The 17570-nt window shown below is 63.6% G+C and carries 18 protein-coding genes; 9 read left to right on the plus strand and 9 right to left on the minus strand.

Features of this window, described 5'->3' with window-relative positions; all coding sequences use genetic code 11:
* Positions 1-163 precede the first annotated feature (163 nt).
* Positions 164-943, minus strand: coding sequence for a substrate-binding periplasmic protein (locus tag GTP45_RS04580; protein ID WP_161012724.1), 780 nt, complete (start codon positions 941-943; stop codon positions 164-166).
* 121 nt (positions 944-1064) lie between these two features.
* On the opposite strand from GTP45_RS04580, the gene GTP45_RS04585 reads away from it, so the two are divergent.
* Positions 1065-1976 (plus strand): LysR family transcriptional regulator, encoded by a 912-nt coding sequence (locus tag GTP45_RS04585; RefSeq protein ID WP_161012725.1) that lies wholly within the window; start codon positions 1065-1067, stop codon positions 1974-1976.
* On the opposite strand, the gene GTP45_RS04590 is transcribed toward GTP45_RS04585, so the two are convergent.
* Genes GTP45_RS04590 through GTP45_RS04605 form a run of 4 tightly spaced genes read right to left on the minus strand, consistent with a single transcriptional unit; the run spans position 1977 to position 8290 of the window.
* Positions 1977-2462 carry a Dps family protein gene (locus GTP45_RS04590; RefSeq protein WP_161012726.1) on the minus strand — a complete coding sequence of 162 codons (486 nt, stop codon included), beginning with the start codon at positions 2460-2462 and terminating at the stop codon, positions 1977-1979. It lies immediately after the preceding gene.
* Between the two features lie 44 nt (positions 2463-2506).
* On the minus strand, positions 2507-3928 hold the full coding sequence (locus GTP45_RS04595) for an efflux transporter outer membrane subunit (protein WP_161012727.1): 1422 nt from the start codon (positions 3926-3928) through the stop codon (positions 2507-2509).
* Positions 3925-5076 carry an efflux RND transporter periplasmic adaptor subunit gene (locus GTP45_RS04600; RefSeq protein WP_161012728.1) on the minus strand — a complete coding sequence of 384 codons (1152 nt, stop codon included), beginning with the start codon at positions 5074-5076 and terminating at the stop codon, positions 3925-3927. Before GTP45_RS04600 ends, GTP45_RS04595 begins: the two co-directional genes overlap by 4 nt.
* A complete protein-coding gene (locus GTP45_RS04605; protein WP_161012729.1) occupies positions 5066-8290 on the minus strand; it encodes an efflux RND transporter permease subunit in 3225 nt (1074 codons plus the stop codon). The genes GTP45_RS04600 and GTP45_RS04605 overlap by 11 nt, the downstream gene beginning before the upstream one ends.
* A gap of 222 nt (positions 8291-8512) precedes the next feature.
* Between GTP45_RS04605 and GTP45_RS04610 the strand changes: the two genes are divergently transcribed.
* Positions 8513-9247, plus strand: coding sequence for an alpha/beta fold hydrolase (locus GTP45_RS04610; RefSeq protein WP_161012730.1), 735 nt, complete (start codon positions 8513-8515; stop codon positions 9245-9247).
* 85 nt (positions 9248-9332) lie between these two features.
* On the opposite strand, the gene GTP45_RS04615 is transcribed toward GTP45_RS04610, so the two are convergent.
* Genes GTP45_RS04615 through GTP45_RS04625 form a run of 3 tightly spaced genes read right to left on the minus strand, consistent with a single transcriptional unit; the run spans position 9333 to position 11447 of the window.
* Positions 9333-10697, minus strand: coding sequence for a YncE family protein (locus GTP45_RS04615; protein WP_161012731.1), 1365 nt, complete (start codon positions 10695-10697; stop codon positions 9333-9335).
* Positions 10694-11101, minus strand: coding sequence for a DUF305 domain-containing protein (locus GTP45_RS04620; RefSeq protein ID WP_161012732.1), 408 nt, complete (start codon positions 11099-11101; stop codon positions 10694-10696). The genes GTP45_RS04615 and GTP45_RS04620 overlap by 4 nt, the downstream gene beginning before the upstream one ends.
* 4 nt (positions 11102-11105) lie before the next feature.
* Positions 11106-11447 (minus strand): CzcE family metal-binding protein, encoded by a 342-nt coding sequence (locus GTP45_RS04625; protein WP_161012733.1) that lies wholly within the window; start codon positions 11445-11447, stop codon positions 11106-11108.
* 127 nt (positions 11448-11574) lie between these two features.
* Here GTP45_RS04625 and GTP45_RS04630 point away from each other — a divergent pair, with 127 nt between their 5' ends.
* The 6 genes from GTP45_RS04630 (at position 11575) to GTP45_RS04655 (ending at position 16725) form a co-directional block, all read left to right on the plus strand.
* Entirely contained in the window at positions 11575-12246 is a 672-nt protein-coding gene (locus tag GTP45_RS04630; RefSeq protein WP_161012734.1) for a heavy metal response regulator transcription factor, read from the plus strand.
* Entirely contained in the window at positions 12246-13631 is a 1386-nt protein-coding gene (locus tag GTP45_RS04635) for a heavy metal sensor histidine kinase (protein WP_161012735.1), read from the plus strand. Before GTP45_RS04630 ends, GTP45_RS04635 begins: the two co-directional genes overlap by 1 nt.
* A gap of 86 nt (positions 13632-13717) precedes the next feature.
* Positions 13718-14197, plus strand: a complete 480-nt coding sequence (locus tag GTP45_RS04640) for a VOC family protein (RefSeq protein WP_161012736.1) — start codon at positions 13718-13720, stop codon at positions 14195-14197.
* A 10-nt stretch (positions 14198-14207) separates the two neighbouring features.
* On the plus strand, positions 14208-14621 hold the full coding sequence (locus GTP45_RS04645) for a YciI family protein (protein WP_161012737.1): 414 nt from the start codon (positions 14208-14210) through the stop codon (positions 14619-14621).
* A 36-nt stretch (positions 14622-14657) separates the two neighbouring features.
* Positions 14658-15470 (plus strand): YciI family protein, encoded by an 813-nt coding sequence (locus tag GTP45_RS04650; protein ID WP_161012738.1) that lies wholly within the window; start codon positions 14658-14660, stop codon positions 15468-15470.
* Positions 15471-15501: 31 nt separating this feature from the next.
* A complete protein-coding gene (locus GTP45_RS04655) occupies positions 15502-16725 on the plus strand; it encodes an RNA polymerase sigma factor (protein ID WP_161013430.1) in 1224 nt (407 codons plus the stop codon).
* Position 16726: 1 nt separating this feature from the next.
* Here GTP45_RS04655 and msrC read toward each other — a convergent pair whose 3' ends face one another.
* On the minus strand, positions 16727-17230 hold the full coding sequence (gene msrC / locus GTP45_RS04660; RefSeq protein WP_161012739.1) for a free L-methionine (R)-S-oxide reductase MsrC: 504 nt from the start codon (positions 17228-17230) through the stop codon (positions 16727-16729).
* 157 nt (positions 17231-17387) lie between these two features.
* On the opposite strand from msrC, the gene GTP45_RS04665 reads away from it, so the two are divergent.
* Positions 17388-17561, plus strand: coding sequence for a hypothetical protein (locus tag GTP45_RS04665; protein ID WP_161012740.1), 174 nt, complete (start codon positions 17388-17390; stop codon positions 17559-17561).
* The last annotated feature ends 9 nt before the right edge of the window (positions 17562-17570 follow it).

The following is a 17570-nucleotide window of genomic DNA, read 5'->3' on the forward strand; positions in this document are numbered from 1 at the left end:
CCGGCAGCACAGCCGGCGCTGAAGCTGGCCGCCAAACCAGCCGCCAAGCCGGCCGCCCGTCCCGCAGCCAAGCCAGCTGCACGTCCCGCCGCAGCGCGGCCCGCGCCCAAGGCGCCGGCGGCCGACCGCAACGACGAGTGGGAAGAGTTCTAAGGCGCTGCGATTAAAGCTGGCAGAACTCGCCGCTGCCGGCGACCTGCCATTTTTTCGCCAGGTGATCGAGCTCGCCGCTGTCTTTCAGCTTGCGCAGCGCCGCCGACAGGCGCTGCTGGATGGCAGGCGGCACGTGTGGGCCGACCAGCATATAAGCCTGCGCCTGCCGCATCACGCCGGGCAGCACGCGGATTTGGCGATGTGCGCAGTATTCGCGGATCAGCGGATGGTTGGCGGGCGAGCGGTAGTAGAAAAACCGCCCGCGCCCGATCATCAGCTTGTGAAGATTTTGCCGCACACTGGCCGAGCCGGCGTCCACCCTTAGCGCTGGTATGGTGCTGAGTTGGCGGCTCGGGCCGGTGCCATTCACCGACAGCACCACGTTTTCGCCTCCCATCTGGATGATGTCCTGCCAGCGCGATACGGCCACTGTATCGTCAGCGCGCGCCAACAGCACGTACTGCAAGCTGAACAGGGCCGGTTCCAGCAGCTGCCGATCCTGCCGCTCCGCTGTTTTGGTCATGCCGCAGGCGACATCGAGCAGGCCGGCGTTGAGGTTGGCGTCGATCCGCGCCGACGGGCTCCAGCCTTGGTCACCGCTGAATAGCAAGCCGCTATCGGTTTTCTCGATGGCGCGAAAAATATCAATGCACAAGCCTTGAACGACCGGTTCGCCGTAGTGATCACCGGCGATAAACTTCGGTTCCGCCTCGGTTTGGGCGGCGGTGCGCAGGGTTGTGGCGCATGCGTTGGCGGTCAAGGCCATGAGGGAGATCAGCAACCATTTCATGACGTTCTCTCGGTCAGTGAAGAAGGTGATACCAGCGTATGCGTTGGCGATACCACAAACAATGCAGTTCAGTGGCGGATGTTTACTCTCAGAGTAATGAAAGCGCTATGATTCCCACATCATGATGATCGACGACGTGATCACGCTGAAGAAGCTGGAAGTGCTGTTGACCTTCATGGAGGTCAACAACCTCGCACGCGCGTCCGAAATGCTGGGACAGAGCGTGGTCAGCGTGCACCGCTCGCTGCATTCGCTGGAGGAGGGCTTGCGCTGCCCGCTGTTCAAGCGCGAGGGCCGCAACCTGGTGCCGCTGCCGGCCGCTTTTGCGTTTGCCAATTATGCGCAGCGTGCTTTGGGCGAAGTCGACAAGGGCGTGCGCAAGGCGCGCGAAGTGGCCGGTTTCGCTGCCGACCGCCTGAAAATGGGCTCGCTGTATTCGCTGACGCTGCGCTGCATCCCGCGCCTGATGACCGGGCTGAGCCTGCGCAAGCCGGATCTGCACATTGACCTGACCATGGGTTCCAACCGCGAGCTATTCCAGGGCTTGACCGATGGCCGCCTGGACGCCGCCGTGGTCGGCCTGCCGCCGGATTTCCAGCATGCGGATCTGCAGGCGGTGCCGCTGTTTGATGATGACCTGTATCTGGCCGCAGCGATACCTTCGGCCTATGCCGGAAGGGATAGCATCGATCTGGAAGAACTGCGCGGGGAAAAATTTGTGCGGCTGGCCGATGGCTTTGCCACAGCGGACAGCTTCGACCACGCCTTTGCGGTGGCCGGATACCAGCCCGACATCGCCGTCTCGGTCGGCGACATTTTCTCGCTGATTAACCTGGTGAGCGGCGGCTTGGGCTACAGCCTGTTACCGGGACGCGTGGCTGATTTCAGCCCGCGCATGCAGCTGTTGCCGCTGGCGGCACGTTACGCCAGTTGCCAGCGGGTCACGCTGCTGTTTGCGAAAAACCGCGAGCGTGATCCCAATCTGCTGGCGCTGGCCGCCGAATGCCGCATGTATCGCAATGCGGACGCTTGATTACTCTTCCAGCAGGCTACGCAGCATCCACGCGGTTTTTTCGTGGACGTCGAGACGTTGCGTGAGCAAGTCGGCGGTTGGCTGATCGTCGGCTTCGTCCACTACCGGCAGCAGCTTGCGCGCGGTGCGGGCCGTCGCTTCCTGCGCCGCCACCAGGTGACGCACCATGTCCAGCGCCGCCGGCACGCCTTCGATTTCCTTGATGGTCGCCAGCTTGACGAACTGGGCGTAGGTGCCCGGCGCCGGGTAGCCCAGCGCGCGGATGCGTTCGGCGATCTGATCCAGCGCCGCCCACTGCTCGGTGTACTGGGTCATAAACATCTGGTGCAGGGAGTTGAACATCGGCCCCTTCACGTTCCAGTGGAAGTTGTGGGTCATCAGGTACAGCGTGTAGCTATCGGCGAGCAGGCCGGACAGGCCTGCTGCGATAGTGGCGCGGCTTTCGTCGGAAAGGCCGATGTCGATCTTGATTGCTTTGTCACCCATCACATGCTCCTTCATTAATCAACGCAGACCTTTCCATTGTAGCGCTATGTGGCCGGCTCTGCCTGTACCGCTGACCAGCCGCCGCCGATGGCTTTCACCAGCTGCACGCCGGCCTGGCGGTAGCGCGTGGACAGGTCAAGTTCGCTGCGGCGCGATTGCAGGTAGGCCGTTTGCGCGGTCACTACTTCGAGATAGCTGGCGGCGCCCTGGTCGTAGCGCTTCTTGGCCAGGTCGAGTGCGCGGCCCGCCGCTTCTGCGGCCTGGTGGTCGAACCTGGCCGCCTCGTCGTAGTTGTTGAGCAGGGCGAGCTGGTCTTCCACTTGCTGGAAGGCGGTCAGCACCACCGAGCGGTAGCGCTGGCCGGCTTCGTCCAGCACCGCTTCCGCACCGGCGATTTGCGCTTTGCGGCGGCCGCCGTCGAGCAGGCTCACAGCCAAGGTCGGGCCGACTGCCCAGAACAGGTTGGACGCTTGCGCAAAGCGGCCAAAGTCGCTGCTTTGCAGGCCGGCGCTGGTACCCAGGTTCAGCGAAGGGAATAGCGCCGTGCGCGCCACGCCAACCTGGTCGCTGGCGGCCGCCACGCGCAGCGCAGCGGCGGCGATGTCGGGACGGCGTTGCAGCAGCAGCGACGGCACGCCGACCGGCAGCGCCGGCGTGGTGAAGCTGGCGTCGGTCGTTTCGACTTTGAAGCTGGAAGCGCTGGCGCCCACCAGCGCCGCAATCGCGTGTTCCTGCACGCTGCGCTGCGCCTGGCGCTGGCGCAGCAGGGAGCGCGTCGATTCCAGTTGGGTTTGCGCGCGGGCGAGATCCAGGCCGGAGGCGGTGCCGCCGTCGTGGCGCTGGGTTACGAGATCGGCTTGGCGTTGGTAGGCGGCCTCGGTGTCGCGCAGCAGCTTGATGTCGGCATCGGCGCCGCGCAGGGCCAGCAGCGTGTCGGCCAACTGGATTTGCAGCGACAAGCGCGCCGCAGCCAGGTCGGCATTGGCGGCGCGTTCCTGCGCCACGCCGGCGCTCACTTGCTTGCTGATGCGGCCCCACAGGTCTACTTCGTAGCCAAGGTCGAATTGCAGCGTGCCGCTGTTGTACTCCGACGGCGAGGTCGCGCCGCGCAGCGGCTTGAGGTCGGACTGGCGGATGCGCTGGCCGTTCAGCGAGGCGCCCAGCGTTGGCGATTCGGCCGCGCGCAGCACGCCGGTGGCGGCTTGCGCCTGCTTGTAGCGGGCGAGGGCGCTGGCCAAGTCCGGGCTGTTGGCGATCAGCTGCTGTTCCAGCTGATTCAACTGCGGATCCTGGTACATGGTCCACCATTCGGCCGGCAGCAGCGGCGCTTTGGCGTTGGCGTCGGCCCAGCCGGCGGGAATCTCGCGGAAGCTGTCAGCCATCGGCACTGCCGGCGGCTGCTGCACCGGCGCTTGCGCGCAAGCGGCAAGGGCCAGTGCCAGGGTAGTAGCGTAAAGGATCTTCACAGCTTGGCCTTTGCGTTGTTGGCGGCGGCCACGCGCACCACGTCGCCGGTGGCCACGCCGTCCGGCGGATTGGCGATGACCTGGTCATTGCGGTCGATGCCGGACGAGACTTCGAGCACATTGCCCAGGTCGCGGCTGACGGTAATCTGCTTGAGCACCACGCGGTTGTCCTTGCCCAGCGTTGCCACTTGGGTGCCGGCCTTGTTGAAGATCAGCGCGCTCGGCGGGATGCTCAGCGCATTGCTGCTCAGCGGCGAGTCGAAGTGAATCGACGCGTAGCCGCCCGGCAGCAGTTCGCGGTTATCGTTTTGCACGGTCAGCTGCACCAGCATGGCGCCGGAGCTGGCGTTGATGGCCTGCGACAGCGATTGCACGGTGGCGGTGAAGGTCTTGCCCGGACGTTCAGGCACGCTCAACTCGGCCTTGTCGCCGACCTTGATGGCAGCCACCTGGCGCTGCGGCACGTTGACGTAGACGCGCAAGCGGCTGATGTCGGACACCACGAACAACTCGCTGCCGACGGCGCCGCCGACGTTAATCAGCGCGCCGACATCGGTGTTGCGCGCAGTGACTACACCGTCAAACGGCGCCACCAGGCGTGTGTAGCGCTGCAGCGCCTGCACGCGGTCGACGTTGGCTTGCATGGCGTTGACGGCCGATTGCTTGGCTGCCAGATCGCCGGCTTTCTCATCGGCCTCTTGATGCGAGACGGCGTCCGCCGCCAGCAAGCCTTGCCAGCGCTTGGCGGTGCTGCTGGCCAGCGTCAGGTTGCTGCGCGCGGTGGCCAGTTCGGCTTTCGCTTGCAGCAGTTGCTGGTCGAGATCCGGGGTTTCGATATCGGCCAGCGTCTGGCCCGATTTCACCGGCGCGCCGATGTCGACATTCCAGTTTTTCAGGTAGCCGCTGACGCGGGCGTAGATCGGCGCGCGCGCCCATGGTTCGATGCGGGCCGGCAGTTCCAGCGAGGCGCCGGTCGCCTGGCCGGCGGCCAGTACGCTCACCACCGGAATCACCGGCGTGCTGGCTTCCTTGATTTGTCCGGCGAGCGAACGGCGGCTCATCACACCGGCCGCGACCAGCGCGACGGCAATGACGATGAGTCCTACGGCCAGCGGTTTGTGGCCCTTGCGAATGGTATTAGATGGCATGAGCAGGTGCTCCAGGAAGAGGTTGGTCGTTGGACTTGGTTTTAGGCGCGTGTTTCTTGTGCACGAGGCTGAACACGACCGGCACGAACAGCAGGGTAGCGGTAGTCGCGAAGATCAGGCCGCCGATCACGGCGCGGCCCAGCGGCGCATTTTGTTCGCCGCCGTCGCCGAGGCCCAGCGCCATCGGCAGCATGCCGATGATCATGGACAGGGCGGTCATCAGCACCGGACGGAAGCGCACGGAGCCGGCCTCCAGCGCAGCGGCAGTCGCATCGCCCAATTCATCGAGGCGTTCGCGGGCGAAGGAAATCACCAGCACCGAGTTGGCGGTAGCCACACCCATGCACATGATGGCACCGGTCAGCGCCGGCACCGACAAGGTCGTGTTGGTGGCAAACAGCATCCAGACGATGCCGGCCAGCGCGGCGGGCAGCGCCGACACGATCACCGCTGGATCGAGCCACGACTGGAAGTTCACCACGATCAGCAGGTAGATCAGTACCACCGCGCCGAGCAGGCCAAACAGCAGGCCGGCAAAGGCGCGATCCATGGTTTTCACTTGGCCCAGCATCTGCACGGTCGAGCCTTTCGGCAGCTCGGCCTTGGTTTCTTCCAGCACCTTGTTGATGTCCTTGGCGACGGCGCCGAGGTCGCGGTCTTGCGTGGTGGCGTAGATCTGCACCATCGGCTGGATGTCGTACTGGCTGATCAGCGCCGACGCGGTGCTGCGCTCGAAGCGCGCCACGCCGCCCAGCGTTGCGGTGCCGGTGGTCGCGCCGTTACCGACCGGCAGATTGGCCAATGCCGACAGTGAGTCCAGTTGCGGCTGCGGCGTTTGCATCACGATCGGGTAGCTGACGCCGTTGGCTGGATTGAGCCAGAAGGTCGGCGCCACCTGCGAGGAACCGGCCAGGTTGACCACCATGCTGTTGGTGATGTCGCGCGTGGTCAGGCCCAGTTGCTGCGCCTGGGTGCGGTCTACGTCAACGTTAAACACCGGCGCCTTGTTCGATTGCTGGATGCGCGCATCGGCCACGCCCGGAATGGCGCGCAGGCGTTTCAGCAGCTTCTCGGCGTAGACGTAGTTGTCGCCGATCTTGGCGCCGCGAATCTGTACGTCAATCGGCGCGGGCGAACCGAAGTTCAGAATCTGCGAGACGATGTCGGCCGGCGGGAACGAGAAGGTGGTGTCCGGGAATTCTTCCGGCAGCACCTTGCGCAGCTTGCGCACGTACTCGGCGGTCGGCTGGTGTTCCTCGCTGAGGGCGATCTGGAAGTCGCCGTCCTGCGTGCCCATCATGCCGGTGTTGTTGTAGGTGACGTTGATCGAGCTGGCCGGCATGCCGATGTTGTCGGTCAGGGTGACGATTTCCTCGGCCGGAATCACGCGCCGGATCGCTTGCTCGATGCGGGCAAAGCGCGCCGCGGTTTCCTCGATACGGGTGCCGACCGGCACGCGCACGTGGATCAGCACCTGGCCCGAGTCCACCGACGGGAAGAAGTTACTGCCCAGGAACGGCACCATCGAGAACGACGCCAGCACCACCAGCATGAAGCCGATGATGAACTTGCGGCGGTTAGCAACGGCCGATTCCAGGATGCCCGAGTAGCCGGCGCGCAGGCGCTCGAAGCGGGCTTCGAAAGCGCGCTGGAAACGCACCAGCGGATTGCCCGACGGCGCAGGCGTGCCGTGGCCGCCGTGGCCATGGGCATGGCCCTCGCCGGTGTCGTGCGGTTTCAGCAGGTAGTTGGCCATGGTCGGCACCAGGGTACGCGACAGGATGAACGAGCAGATCATGGCGAAGATCACCGCTTCGGCCATCGGCACGAACAGGAAGCGCGACACGCCGTCCAGGAAGAACATCGGCACGAATACGATACAGATACACAGCAGCGACACGAAGGCTGGCGTGGTGATCTGCGCCGCGCCGTCGAGGATCGCGGTTTCCACCGGCTTGCCGTGCTCAAGGTGCCAGTTGATGTTTTCAATGGTCACGGTGGCATCGTCGACCAGGATGCCGACTGCCAGCGCCAGGCCGCCCAGCGTCATCAGGTTGAGCGATTCGCCGATCGCCGACAAGGCGATGATGGAGCCGAGAATCGACAGCGGGATCGACACCGCAATGATGATGGTCGAGCGCCAGCTGCCGAGGAACAGCAGAATCATCAAGCTGGTCAGCGCAGCGGCGATCACGCCTTCGGAGGCCACGCCTTTAATGGCGGCGCGCACAAACACGGATTGGTCGTTGATCGGCGTAACTTTCAGGGCGTCCGGCCAGCCGGCTTTCAGCGTGTCGATCTTGGCGCGGATGCCGTCGACGATGTCCAGCGTGGAGGCCGAGCCGTTTTTCAGCACCGACATCAGCACCGAACGGCTGCCGTCCACGTGCACCACATTGGTTTGCGGCGCGTTGCCGTCGTGGACGTTGGCGATATCGCCAAGGTAGATGGTGGCGCCGTTGACCACTTTCACGGGCAGGCGCGCCAGATCGGCAATTGCCGACGGTGCGCTGTTCAATTGGATGGTGTATTCAAGCGTATCGATTTTCTGTGTGCCGACCGGGGTCAGCACGTTTTGCGCCGCCAATGCGTTGGCGATGTCTTGCGCCGACAGGCCGCGTGCTTGCAGCAAGGCTGGATCGACGTCGATCTGCACCTGGCGCTGCTTGCCGCCGTACGGCAGCGGGATCGCCGCGCCCGGCACGCTGACCAGCGGCGTACGCACCGTGTTGGTGCCAAGGTCGGACAGCTGCTGTTCGGACAAGCCCTTGCCGGACAAGGCTACCTGCAAGATCGGCACGGTGGCGGCGTTGTAGTTCAGGATCAGCGGCGGGGTAATACCGGCTGGCATTTGCTTAAGCAGCGACTGCGAGATCGCCGTCACCTGCGCGTTGGCCACCGCCACGTTGACGCCCGGCTGGAAGAAGATCTTGACGATGCTGACGCCGGTGTAGTTGTTGGCCTCGATGTGTTCAATGTCGTTGACCGTGGTGGTCAGCGCGCGCTGGAACTGGGTCGAGATGCGGCCGGCCATCTGGTCGGGCGGCTGGCCGGTGTACTGCCACGCCACCGCGATCACCGGGATCTTAATGTCGGGGAAGATGTCGGTCGGCGTGCGCAGCGCCGCCAACGGGCCGGCGATCAGCAGCAGCAAGGCCATGACCACAAATGTATAGGGGCGCCGAAGCGCCACACGGACGATATCAATTAACAAAGGTTACTCCCTGAGACAGGTTGCGGCGGAGTCGCGGCGCGAGGAATGCTACATTAGTGAATTATTCTATCTGGTTAATGGTTATGGCTGACTTAAGAATTGTTTCTGGCATGTATCAAGGTGTATCGGCGCGGCTGTAATCTGTTTGTAATCCGCGCGTCATGTTGCGGTCAGCGGGCGGTTTCTATACTGGGCACATCATCAACCCACAAGGAAATCATCATGAACAAGCTGTTACTTGCCGGCGTATTCGCGGCGGTCTTTTCCGGTGCTGCTTCGGCAGCTGTCAATAATATCGTTTTAGTCCATGGCGCGTACGCCGATGGCTCGGGCTGGAATGAAGTGATCGCTCGCTTGCAGAAAGCCGGCAAGCACGTGACCTCGGTGCAGAACCCGCTGACCTCGCTGGCCGACGACGCCGAAGCCACCCGCCGCGCGCTGGCGCAGCAGGATGGCCCGACGATTTTGGTCGGCCACTCGTGGGCCGGCACCGTGATTAGCGAAACCGGCACCGATCCGAAAGTGAAGGCCTTGGTCTACGTGGCGGCGCGCGCGCCGGATGCGGGCGAGGATTACACCGCGCTGGCCGCCAAGTTCCCGGCGCCGCCAGCCAGCAAGGGCCTGGTCAAGACCCCGGACGGTTTCGCGCAGTTGAGCGAAGAAGCGTTTGTGCGCGATTTCGCCGGCGATCTGGATCCGGCCCAGGCGCGCGTGCTGTATGCAGGCCAAGGCCGCATTTCGCAGACCCTGTTCAGCGGCCGCACCACGCAGGCCGCGTGGAAGGTCAAGCCGACCTACTACGCGGTGTCGACCAACGACCGCACCACCTCGCCGGAACTGGAGCGCTTCCTGGCCAAGCGCATGGGGGCAACAACCATCGAACTGCCATCGAGCCATTTGTCGATGATTTCTCACGCCGACGAAATTACCGCATTGATTCTCGAAGCCGCCAAATAAAACCCCGCAACCTTAAGCGATACGCCAGCCGTACCACTTAGGGGTCTGACCCCGTACGGGGTCAGACCCCACATGGCAGTGCGGGTTAAGGAGCACCAACCAGCACCGCGCCGCCGCCAGCTTCCTTCACCGAAATGGTGGCGGGGCTGGCGGCATTATCGTTGGCTGCCGCCGCGCGCACCGGGCCGATCATGGTGCCATTGGCCATGCCCATGGCGTTGGTGCGGAAGCTGCCGATCGGTGCGGCCTGACTGCTGATGTAGATGTCGTACTGCGTATCCGGCTTCAGCTGGTACAGGAAGGCTTCGATGGCATCCACCACGCCGAGGTTACGCACCACCATGAAGCCCTTGCCGCCGGTGCCGCTTGGCTTGAGCTGGATGTTGTGCGCATCCTGATTCACGCGCGGCGCCAGGTTGGCGCGGTCGTCGGCGCTGGCCGCCACGTTGGACAGGTAGACCAGCGCTTGCGGCGCTTGCCCGCCGCCCATGGTAGCGACGATTTTATTGGTGGCGGTATCGATCACCTGCACACCGTCGCCGTTTTCCAGGCCGATGTAGACGCGCGTATTATCGTCCGACGTCCACGCGCCGTGCGGCAGCGCGCCGCTGGCGATGGTCGCCAGCAGCCTGGCTTCCTTACCGGTGCTGTAGACCTTGACCGCATTCTCGCCGCCCACCGTCACGTAGGCGCGCACCTCGCCGCCCACCTTGGCAAAGGCCAGATGGTTGGTGATAAAGCCGGTGTCGATCACGCCGGTGACTTCCAGCGTCTTGGTGCTGATGCGCGTGACCTTGCCCACATCCTTATGCGTCATCCAGATTTCGCTGAAGTCGGGCGTGAACTGCAGGAAGGGCGAGAACGGGCTGACCACGCTGATGCGCTTGATGATGGTATGCGTAGCGACATCGATAATGTCAACCGTCGGCGTAAAGCTGGAAACGGCAAACGCCAGCTTGCCATCCGGGTGGAACTGCACCATGCCCGGGCCAAGGTCGGTCTGGATGCGGCGCGTCTCCTTGAACGTGACCGGATCGATGACCGAGATATAGTCCTCGCCGCGCACCACTACCCAGACCTCTTTGCCGTCAGCGGTAAAGAAGCCCTCGTGCGGCGAGCGGCCGATATAGGTCTTGCCTTTGACCTTGTTGGTGGCGGTGTCGATAAACGTCACCGAGTTGGAGCCGTTGGAAATGGCGATCAGGGTCTTGTGATCCGGCGAGAAGCCAAGGCCATGGACATTGATCTCGCCACGGTACAGCGGCGACAGCACATCCGGCCGTGCATTTCCCAGCTTGATCTGGCCCAGCAGCGTGTTGCTGGCGGGGCTGAAGACGGAGATGGTGTTGGTATTCTGATCCGCCGTATAAACACGATCCAGCGGCGAGGTGGCGGCGACGGCGCAGGCGCAGCACAGTGCCGCGCCCGCAGCCAGTGCGAGTTGTTTCATTTGGTGGTCTCCTTGGAAGAGTGGCGTTGCAGCCAGGCCTGCATGACGTTGATCTCGTTCTGCTGCTCGGCGATGATGCCCAGCGCCAGGTTGCGGATCTCTGGATCCTGCGTGTGCAGCAGCACGGCTTTGGCCATATCGACAGCGCCCTGATGGTGGGGCATCATCATGGTGACAAAGTCGTGCTCCGCGATGCCGTTCATGGGCGCTTGCTGCATGCCTGCGTCCATGACGGCCATGGCGTCGTCCATCAGCGCGCTGAATGGCTTGGTGCTGCTGGCGACGAAGGGGGGCGGCGGCGCGGCCATGCTGTCCGCGCCGCCGTGGTGATGGTGTTCCTGCGCTTGCGCCCCTGCCGCCATCAGCGGCAGGATGGCGAGGCAGGCGATGATCGCCGGGCGCATTGGCTTAGCCGCGGTACAGCGGGTTGCTGGCGACGTAGACGGTCACCATGCCGGTGTTGATGCCTTCCGGCGCGATTTTCGACAGGTCGAAGGCTTCTTCGCTGTGCAACGTGTCAAAATGCCAGGTGAAGCGCTTGCCGTTGATGTCGAAGGTGACAGTGTCGCCGTTGTTGACGTTGACCCACTTGGTATCGGCGTTGATGGTGATCTGGCGGTCGGCGTTGGCGGCGGCGCTGGCCATGCCGAACTGCGGCTGCGGATTGACCGAGGCGTAAGCGGCGCCGGCGGATATAGCCGCAGCGGCAATGGCGGTAGCGATAATGGTGGTGCGCAGTGCTTTAAACATGATGCTTCCTTTCGTGGTTGAGTGAAGATGTAGCCAGTCTAAGGAGCGGGCACTGACAAGAAGATGACGTCCAGATGACAGATTTGTAATCCCTGCGGCCAGCTAAAAAGCCGACAATGAGCGCATCATGAAAATACTGATTGTTGAAGACGAACCGAAGGCAGGCGACTATCTGGTCAAGGGCCTGCACGAATCCGGCTACGTGGCGGATCTGGCGCGCAATGGCGTCGACGGCCTCGCGCTGGCGCTGGAACACGATTACGAATTGATCGTGCTGGACGTGATGCTGCCGCAGATGGATGGCTGGACGGTGATCAGCCGCCTGCGCGAACGCAAGGAAACGCCGGTGCTGTTCCTGACCGCGCGCGACGATGTGGTCGACCGCGTCAAAGGGCTGGAACTGGGCGCGGACGATTACCTGGTCAAGCCGTTTGCCTTTGCCGAACTGCTGGCCCGCATCAAGACGCTGATGCGGCGCGGGCCGGTGCGCGAGGCGGAAGTGATCCGCGTGGCCGACCTGGAAATCGATGTGCTGCGGCGGCGCGTGACGCGCGGCGGCCAGCGCATCGATCTCACGGCCAAGGAGTTCGCGCTGCTGCACCTGCTGGCCAAGCGCCAGGGCGAGGTGCTGTCGCGCACCCAGATCGCCTCCATGGTCTGGGATATGAATTTTGATTCGGACACCAACGTGGTGGACGTGGCGATCCGCCGCCTGCGCGCCAAGGTGGACGATCCGTTCCCGCTTAAGCTGGTGCAGACGGTGCGCGGCATGGGCTATCTGCTGGAGGAGCGCTCCTGATGCGCCGCCCGCTGTCGCTGACGCTGCGCGTGGCGCTGCTGCTGTCGGCGGTGTCGGTGGCGTCCTTCCTCGCCGTCGGCGCCTACTTGTACGCCACGCTGCAACGGCAAATGGCGCATCGCGACGACGTTGAGCTGATCGCCAAGGTGGATCAGATCCGCCATATCCTGGCGGAGCTGCCGTCGCTGGCTGCCATAGCGCAGGACAGCAAGCCGCTGACCGACACGCTGTTCGGCCACAATGACTTTATGCTCAAGGTGAACGCGCCAGATGGCAAGGCGCTGGTGCAAACCTCGGTCACGTCACGCCCGCTGCCGCACGTGGATAGCGTGCCCGCCGGGCGGCCGCTGACTCTTGATGATATCCACGACTGGCAGCCCGCCGTGGGCATCGGCCGTATGGTGCGCGCGACGGCAACCGTGGGCGGCGTGGATCCGGTACAAGTGACGCTGGCGCGCGAGCGCTCCGACCGGCTTAAACTACTGCGCGCCTACGCGGTGGATTTGCTGATGGCGCTATGCGGCGGCGCACTGCTGGCGACCTTGCTCGGCTACGCGGTGGTGCGCCACAGCATGCGCCGGCTGCGCAGCGTGATCGCCAAGGCCAATGACATCAGCACCAGCCGCATGAACACGCGCTTGTCGGTGCAGGATGCGCCGATTGAATTGCGCGAAATGGGCGAGGCGTTCAACGCCATGCTGAATCGATTGGAAGATGGCGTGCAGCGCCTGTCCGGCTTTGCCGCCGATCTGGCGCATGATATGCGTACCCCGCTCAATACGCTGATGCTGGAAACGCAGGTCGCGCTATCGAATACACGTTCGGCGGAGGAGTACCAGCAACTGCTGGCCTCCAACCTGGAAGAATACGAGCGGCTGGCGCGCATGATCGACAACACGCTGTTCCTCGCCCGCGTGGACAACGCCCAACTGGCCTTGCAGCGCGAATCGCTGGACGTGCAAGTGGAGTTGCAGCGCATTCACGACTATTTCGAGATGCTGGCGGAGGACGTGGGCGTGCAACTGAGCGTGGATGCGCCGCCGCTGCGAGCCGAGATCGATCCGATGCTGTTGCAGCGCGCCGTCAGCAACGTGCTGTCGAACGCGATCCGCCACACGCCGGCCGGCGGCGCGGTGCGGGTATCGGCGCGCGCGCTGGATGATGGCGTGGAATTGGCGGTCAGCAACACCGGCCCCGGCATCGCGCCCGAGCATTTGCCGCATATTTTTGACCGCTACTACCGCGCCGATCCGGCCCGTACCGCCGGTGCAGGCCTGGGCCTGTCCATCGTCCGCGCCATCATGGCCCTGCATGGCGGGAGTATCACCGTGGACAGCCAGCCGGGCGTCAAAACCACTTTTTTCATGATATTTAAAAAAATCTAAAAAAATTCAAAAAACCTGTCGATTTTTGTCGTGCTGCTTCGTCGTAGGTATAGAGTTACCCGTTCAATCACCCAAAGGAGACCGTCATGAATGCAAAAGTAGAGCCGATTCCACAAGACATGCACACCGTCACCCCGCACCTGATCTGCGAGGGCGCAGCCGACGCCATCGAGTTTTATAAAAAAGCCTTCAACGCCACCGAGTTGATGCGCCTGCCCGGCCCGAATAACCGCGTAATGCACGCCGGGATCAAGATCGGCGACTCGGTGATTATGCTGGCCGACGATTTCCCGGAATACGGCGGCCTGGGCCCGAAGGCGCTGAAAGGCAGCCCGGTCACGCTGCACCTGTACGTGGTCGATACCGACGCCGCATTCAAGCAAGCGGTGGACGCCGGCGCCTCGGTGCGCATGCCGCCGGCCGACATGTTCTGGGGCGACCGCTATGCGCAGGTCACCGATCCATTCGGCCATCACTGGTCGATTGCCACCCACATCAAGGATCTGACGCCGGAAGAAATGATGGAGGCGATGAAGCAGCAAGTGCCGCCATCCGACTGCCAATAAGGAGGCTTCCATGCGTTTCATGATTATCGTAAAAGCGACTGCCGACTCGGAAGCGGGCAAGATGCCGAGTACCGAGTTGCTGACGGCCATGGGCAAGTTCAACGAGGAGCTGGTCAACGCTGGCGTGCTGCTGGCGGGCGAAGGCTTGCATCCGAGTTCCAAGGGCGCGCGCATCCGCTACGACGGCGCCAGCCGCACCGTGATCGACGGCCCGTTTGCCGAGACCAAGGAGTTGATCGCCGGTTTCTGGCTGATTCAGGTGAAATCCAGGGAAGAAGCTATCGAGTGGATGAAGCGCTGTCCGAATCCGTTCGACGGCCCGTCGGAAATCGAAATCCGCCAGGTGTTTGAAATGAGCGACTTCGGTGATGCGGCAACACCGGAAGTAGTGGCGCAGGAAGAGGCTTTGCGCGCCCGCTTGTGATACCTTTATGCCTGGTATAGCTTGGAGCACGATGTAATGGAATTCATGGTACTGCGCCGCGCCAATCAGAGTACGGAACGAGGCATACAACCACCCGCGCTGGAGCCAGGTACTTTCCTGCGCCCCAGCGCGCAGGCGGTGCGGCTGCTGCGCCGCGAGGGCGAATGGAGCGAGGTGCGCGGCCCGTTCCCGCCCAAGGAGCTGGTGGCCGGCTTCGTGCTGCTGGAGGCGGAGTCGCGCGAGGACATCATCGAGCAGGTACGGTGGTGGCCCTTGTTCGACAGCGGTGCAGTCTATGAAATCCGCGACGCTGGCTGCCCCGGCAACTGCGTCGGCTTCGATGAACGCGGCACGGCCGCCGGCACCATCCCGCAGCGCAAGGAGGAGCTTACGCGCTACGTGGTGTTCCTGCGGTCGGACGCGGACAGCGAATCGGATGCGGTGCCGCCGCCGGAAGTCATCGATGTGATGAACCAGCATAATGAAAGCGGCGTGCAGCAAGGCGTGCTGCTGGCCGGTGAAGGCTTGAAAGGCACCACCGGCGCGGCACGTGTTCACTACGCCAATTCCAAGACCACCGTGGTGGACGGCCCGTTCACCGAGGTGAAGGAACTGATTGCCGGCTACTGGATGCTGCAAGCGGCGTCGATGGAGCAGGCGATTGCCTGGGCCAAGGCTTATCCGTATCCGCAACCGGGCGACCTCACGCTGGAAGTGCGCGAGGCGTGCGAACGTGTGTCGCACACCGAGTTCACACCGGAGATGGTCGCCGCCGAGGCGCGCATGCGTGCCGAACTGCTGGAGGCGGGCTTGCGCAACGCCTTCAGCAAAGCAGCCCGTGGCGGCTGACGTACACAAAATCGTCGAAGCGGTTTGGCGGATGGAGTCCGCCAGGATTATCGCTACGCTGGCGCGCATGCTGCGCGATGTCGGCCAGGCCGAAGAGCTGGCGCAGGATGCCCTGGTGCAGGCGCTGGAGCGCTGGCCGGAAAGCGGTGTGCCGGAGCAGCCGGCCGCCTGGCTGACCACTGTCGCCAAGAATCGCGCACTCGACGTGCTGCGCCACCGCGCCATGCATGCGGAAAAAGAAGCGGCCATCAGCTACGAGATCGATCATCAGCTACAGGATGCGGCGCCGGATCTGGAGGCCGCCGTCATCGATGCGCTGGAAAATGATATCGGCGATGATTTGCTGCGGCTGGTGTTTGTCGCCTGTCACCCGGTGCTGCCGACCGATGGCCGCGTGGCGCTGACCTTGCGCATGTTGGGCGGCTTGAGTACCGACGAAATCGCGCGTGCCTTCCTGGTGCCGGAGAAGACGGTGGCGCAGCGCATCGTGCGCGCCAAGCGCACGCTGTCGGAAGCCAGGGTGCCGTTTGAAGCGCCACGCGCGCATGAACTGGGCGAGCGCCTGGCCTCGGTGCTGCAAGTGATCTACCTGATTTACAACGAAGGCTACTCGGCCAGCGCCGGCGAGGATTGGATGCGTCCCGCGCTGTGCGAGGAGGCGCTGCGGCTGGGCCGGATCCTGGCTGAGTTGCAGCCGGATGAGCCGGAGGTGCATGGACTGGTGGCGCTGATGGAAATCCAGTCGTCGCGCGCCCGCGCTCGCGTGGGGCCGAAGGGCGAGCCGATCCTGCTGCTGGAGCAGGATCGCACGCGCTGGGATCAACTGCTGATACGGCGCGGCCTGGCCGCGCTGGCGCGCGCCGAGCACACGGAGCGCGGCTTCGGGCCGTATGCGCTGCAAGCGGCCATCGCGGCTTGCCATGCACGCGCGCGGCGTGCCGAGGATACCGATTGGGCGCGCATCGCGGCGCTGTATGACGCACTGGCGCAGTTGTCGCCATCGCCGATCGTGGAATTGAACCGTGCTGTCGCGCTGTCGATGGCCTACGGGCCGCAAGCGGGACTGGAGGTGGTGGATAGCCTGCTCGATGCGCCGGCCCTGAAGAACTACCATCTGCTGCCCAGCGTGCGCGGCGACTTGCTCGCCAAGCTGGGACGGCACGATGAAGCGCGCGCGGAATTCGAGCGCGCCGCGTCGCTGACGCAAAATCTGCGCGAACGCCAACTGCTGCTGGCGCGCGCCTCGTCCAACTAAATTACAGCGTCGCTTCCAGCACTTTGACCAGCGACTCGATGCCGTCGGCGTCGGTTTGGTCGAAGCGGTTCGGCAGCGGGCTATCCAGGTCGAACACGCCGACGATGGCGCCGTCCGGGCCGCGCACCGGCACCACCAGTTCCGAACGCGAGTTGACGTCGCAAGCGATGTGGCCGGGGAAGGCGTGCACATCTGGCACAACGATGGATTTGCCTTCCACCACGGTGGTGCCGCAGACGCCGCGGCCTTTCTTGATGCGGATGCAAGCCGGTTTGCCCTGGAACGGGCCGAGAACCAGTTCGTCGCCTTTGAGGAAGTAGAAACCGGCCCAGTTCAGGCCGGGCATGCTGTTGAACACCAGCGAGCTGAAATTGGCGGTGTTGGCGATCAGGTCGGATTCGCCGTGAACCAGGCCTTGCAGTTGCGGGCGCAGGTCGTTGTACATGGCATTTTTGGCATCGGCACTGTCGGTGCCGTAGACGGTGTCGCTGATGGTGAAGGTCATGATGTGCTGTGCGGTAAATATGCGAAGGGCTATATGGTAGCGCATCCCAACAAATCGCGACGTGTTCCTACCCCTTTTGTAAGCAGTCTCCTATAGCGCGGGCGCGGCGCAGGGATTACTCTGGTGAGCACACCAGTCCTGCCATGGGGAGGAAGACATGAGCACCAAAAGAAAGCGCGCCGTTAGCGCCCCGCCTAAAACGGCCAAGGCCATGCCGCCGCCAGCCATCGACATTGAGCTGCTGCTTACCCTCGGGGAAGACAGGCTGCGCTTTGATTGTGAGGAAAGTGACAATGTTTACTTTATGGCAGAGCTGATTGACCCCATGTGACCACAGAAA

Source organism: Duganella rivi, from assembly GCF_009857435.1.
GTDB lineage: Bacteria > Pseudomonadota > Gammaproteobacteria > Burkholderiales > Burkholderiaceae_D > Rugamonas > Rugamonas rivi.

Excerpts from the sequence above, each read along its gene's own strand:
- GTP45_RS04580 (WP_161012724.1), bottom strand. The coding sequence starts at position 943 with ATGAAATGGTTGCTGATCTCCCTCATGGCCTTGACCGCCAACGCATGC.
- GTP45_RS04585 (WP_161012725.1), top strand. The coding sequence starts at position 1,065 with ATGATGATCGACGACGTGATCACGCTGAAGAAGCTGGAAGTGCTGTTG.
- GTP45_RS04590 (WP_161012726.1), bottom strand. The coding sequence starts at position 2,462 with ATGGGTGACAAAGCAATCAAGATCGACATCGGCCTTTCCGACGAAAGC.
- GTP45_RS04600 (WP_161012728.1), bottom strand. The coding sequence starts at position 5,076 with ATGCCATCTAATACCATTCGCAAGGGCCACAAACCGCTGGCCGTAGGA.
- GTP45_RS04610 (WP_161012730.1), top strand. The coding sequence starts at position 8,513 with ATGAACAAGCTGTTACTTGCCGGCGTATTCGCGGCGGTCTTTTCCGGT.
- GTP45_RS04615 (WP_161012731.1), bottom strand. The coding sequence starts at position 10,697 with ATGAAACAACTCGCACTGGCTGCGGGCGCGGCACTGTGCTGCGCCTGC.
- GTP45_RS04620 (WP_161012732.1), bottom strand. The coding sequence starts at position 11,101 with ATGCGCCCGGCGATCATCGCCTGCCTCGCCATCCTGCCGCTGATGGCG.
- GTP45_RS04625 (WP_161012733.1), bottom strand. The coding sequence starts at position 11,447 with ATGTTTAAAGCACTGCGCACCACCATTATCGCTACCGCCATTGCCGCT.
- GTP45_RS04630 (WP_161012734.1), top strand. The coding sequence starts at position 11,575 with ATGAAAATACTGATTGTTGAAGACGAACCGAAGGCAGGCGACTATCTG.
- GTP45_RS04635 (WP_161012735.1), top strand. The coding sequence starts at position 12,246 with ATGCGCCGCCCGCTGTCGCTGACGCTGCGCGTGGCGCTGCTGCTGTCG.
- GTP45_RS04640 (WP_161012736.1), top strand. The coding sequence starts at position 13,718 with ATGAATGCAAAAGTAGAGCCGATTCCACAAGACATGCACACCGTCACC.
- GTP45_RS04645 (WP_161012737.1), top strand. The coding sequence starts at position 14,208 with ATGCGTTTCATGATTATCGTAAAAGCGACTGCCGACTCGGAAGCGGGC.
- GTP45_RS04650 (WP_161012738.1), top strand. The coding sequence starts at position 14,658 with ATGGAATTCATGGTACTGCGCCGCGCCAATCAGAGTACGGAACGAGGC.
- GTP45_RS04655 (WP_161013430.1), top strand. The coding sequence starts at position 15,502 with ATGGAGTCCGCCAGGATTATCGCTACGCTGGCGCGCATGCTGCGCGAT.
- msrC (WP_161012739.1), bottom strand. The coding sequence starts at position 17,230 with ATGACCTTCACCATCAGCGACACCGTCTACGGCACCGACAGTGCCGAT.
- GTP45_RS04665 (WP_161012740.1), top strand. The coding sequence starts at position 17,388 with ATGAGCACCAAAAGAAAGCGCGCCGTTAGCGCCCCGCCTAAAACGGCC.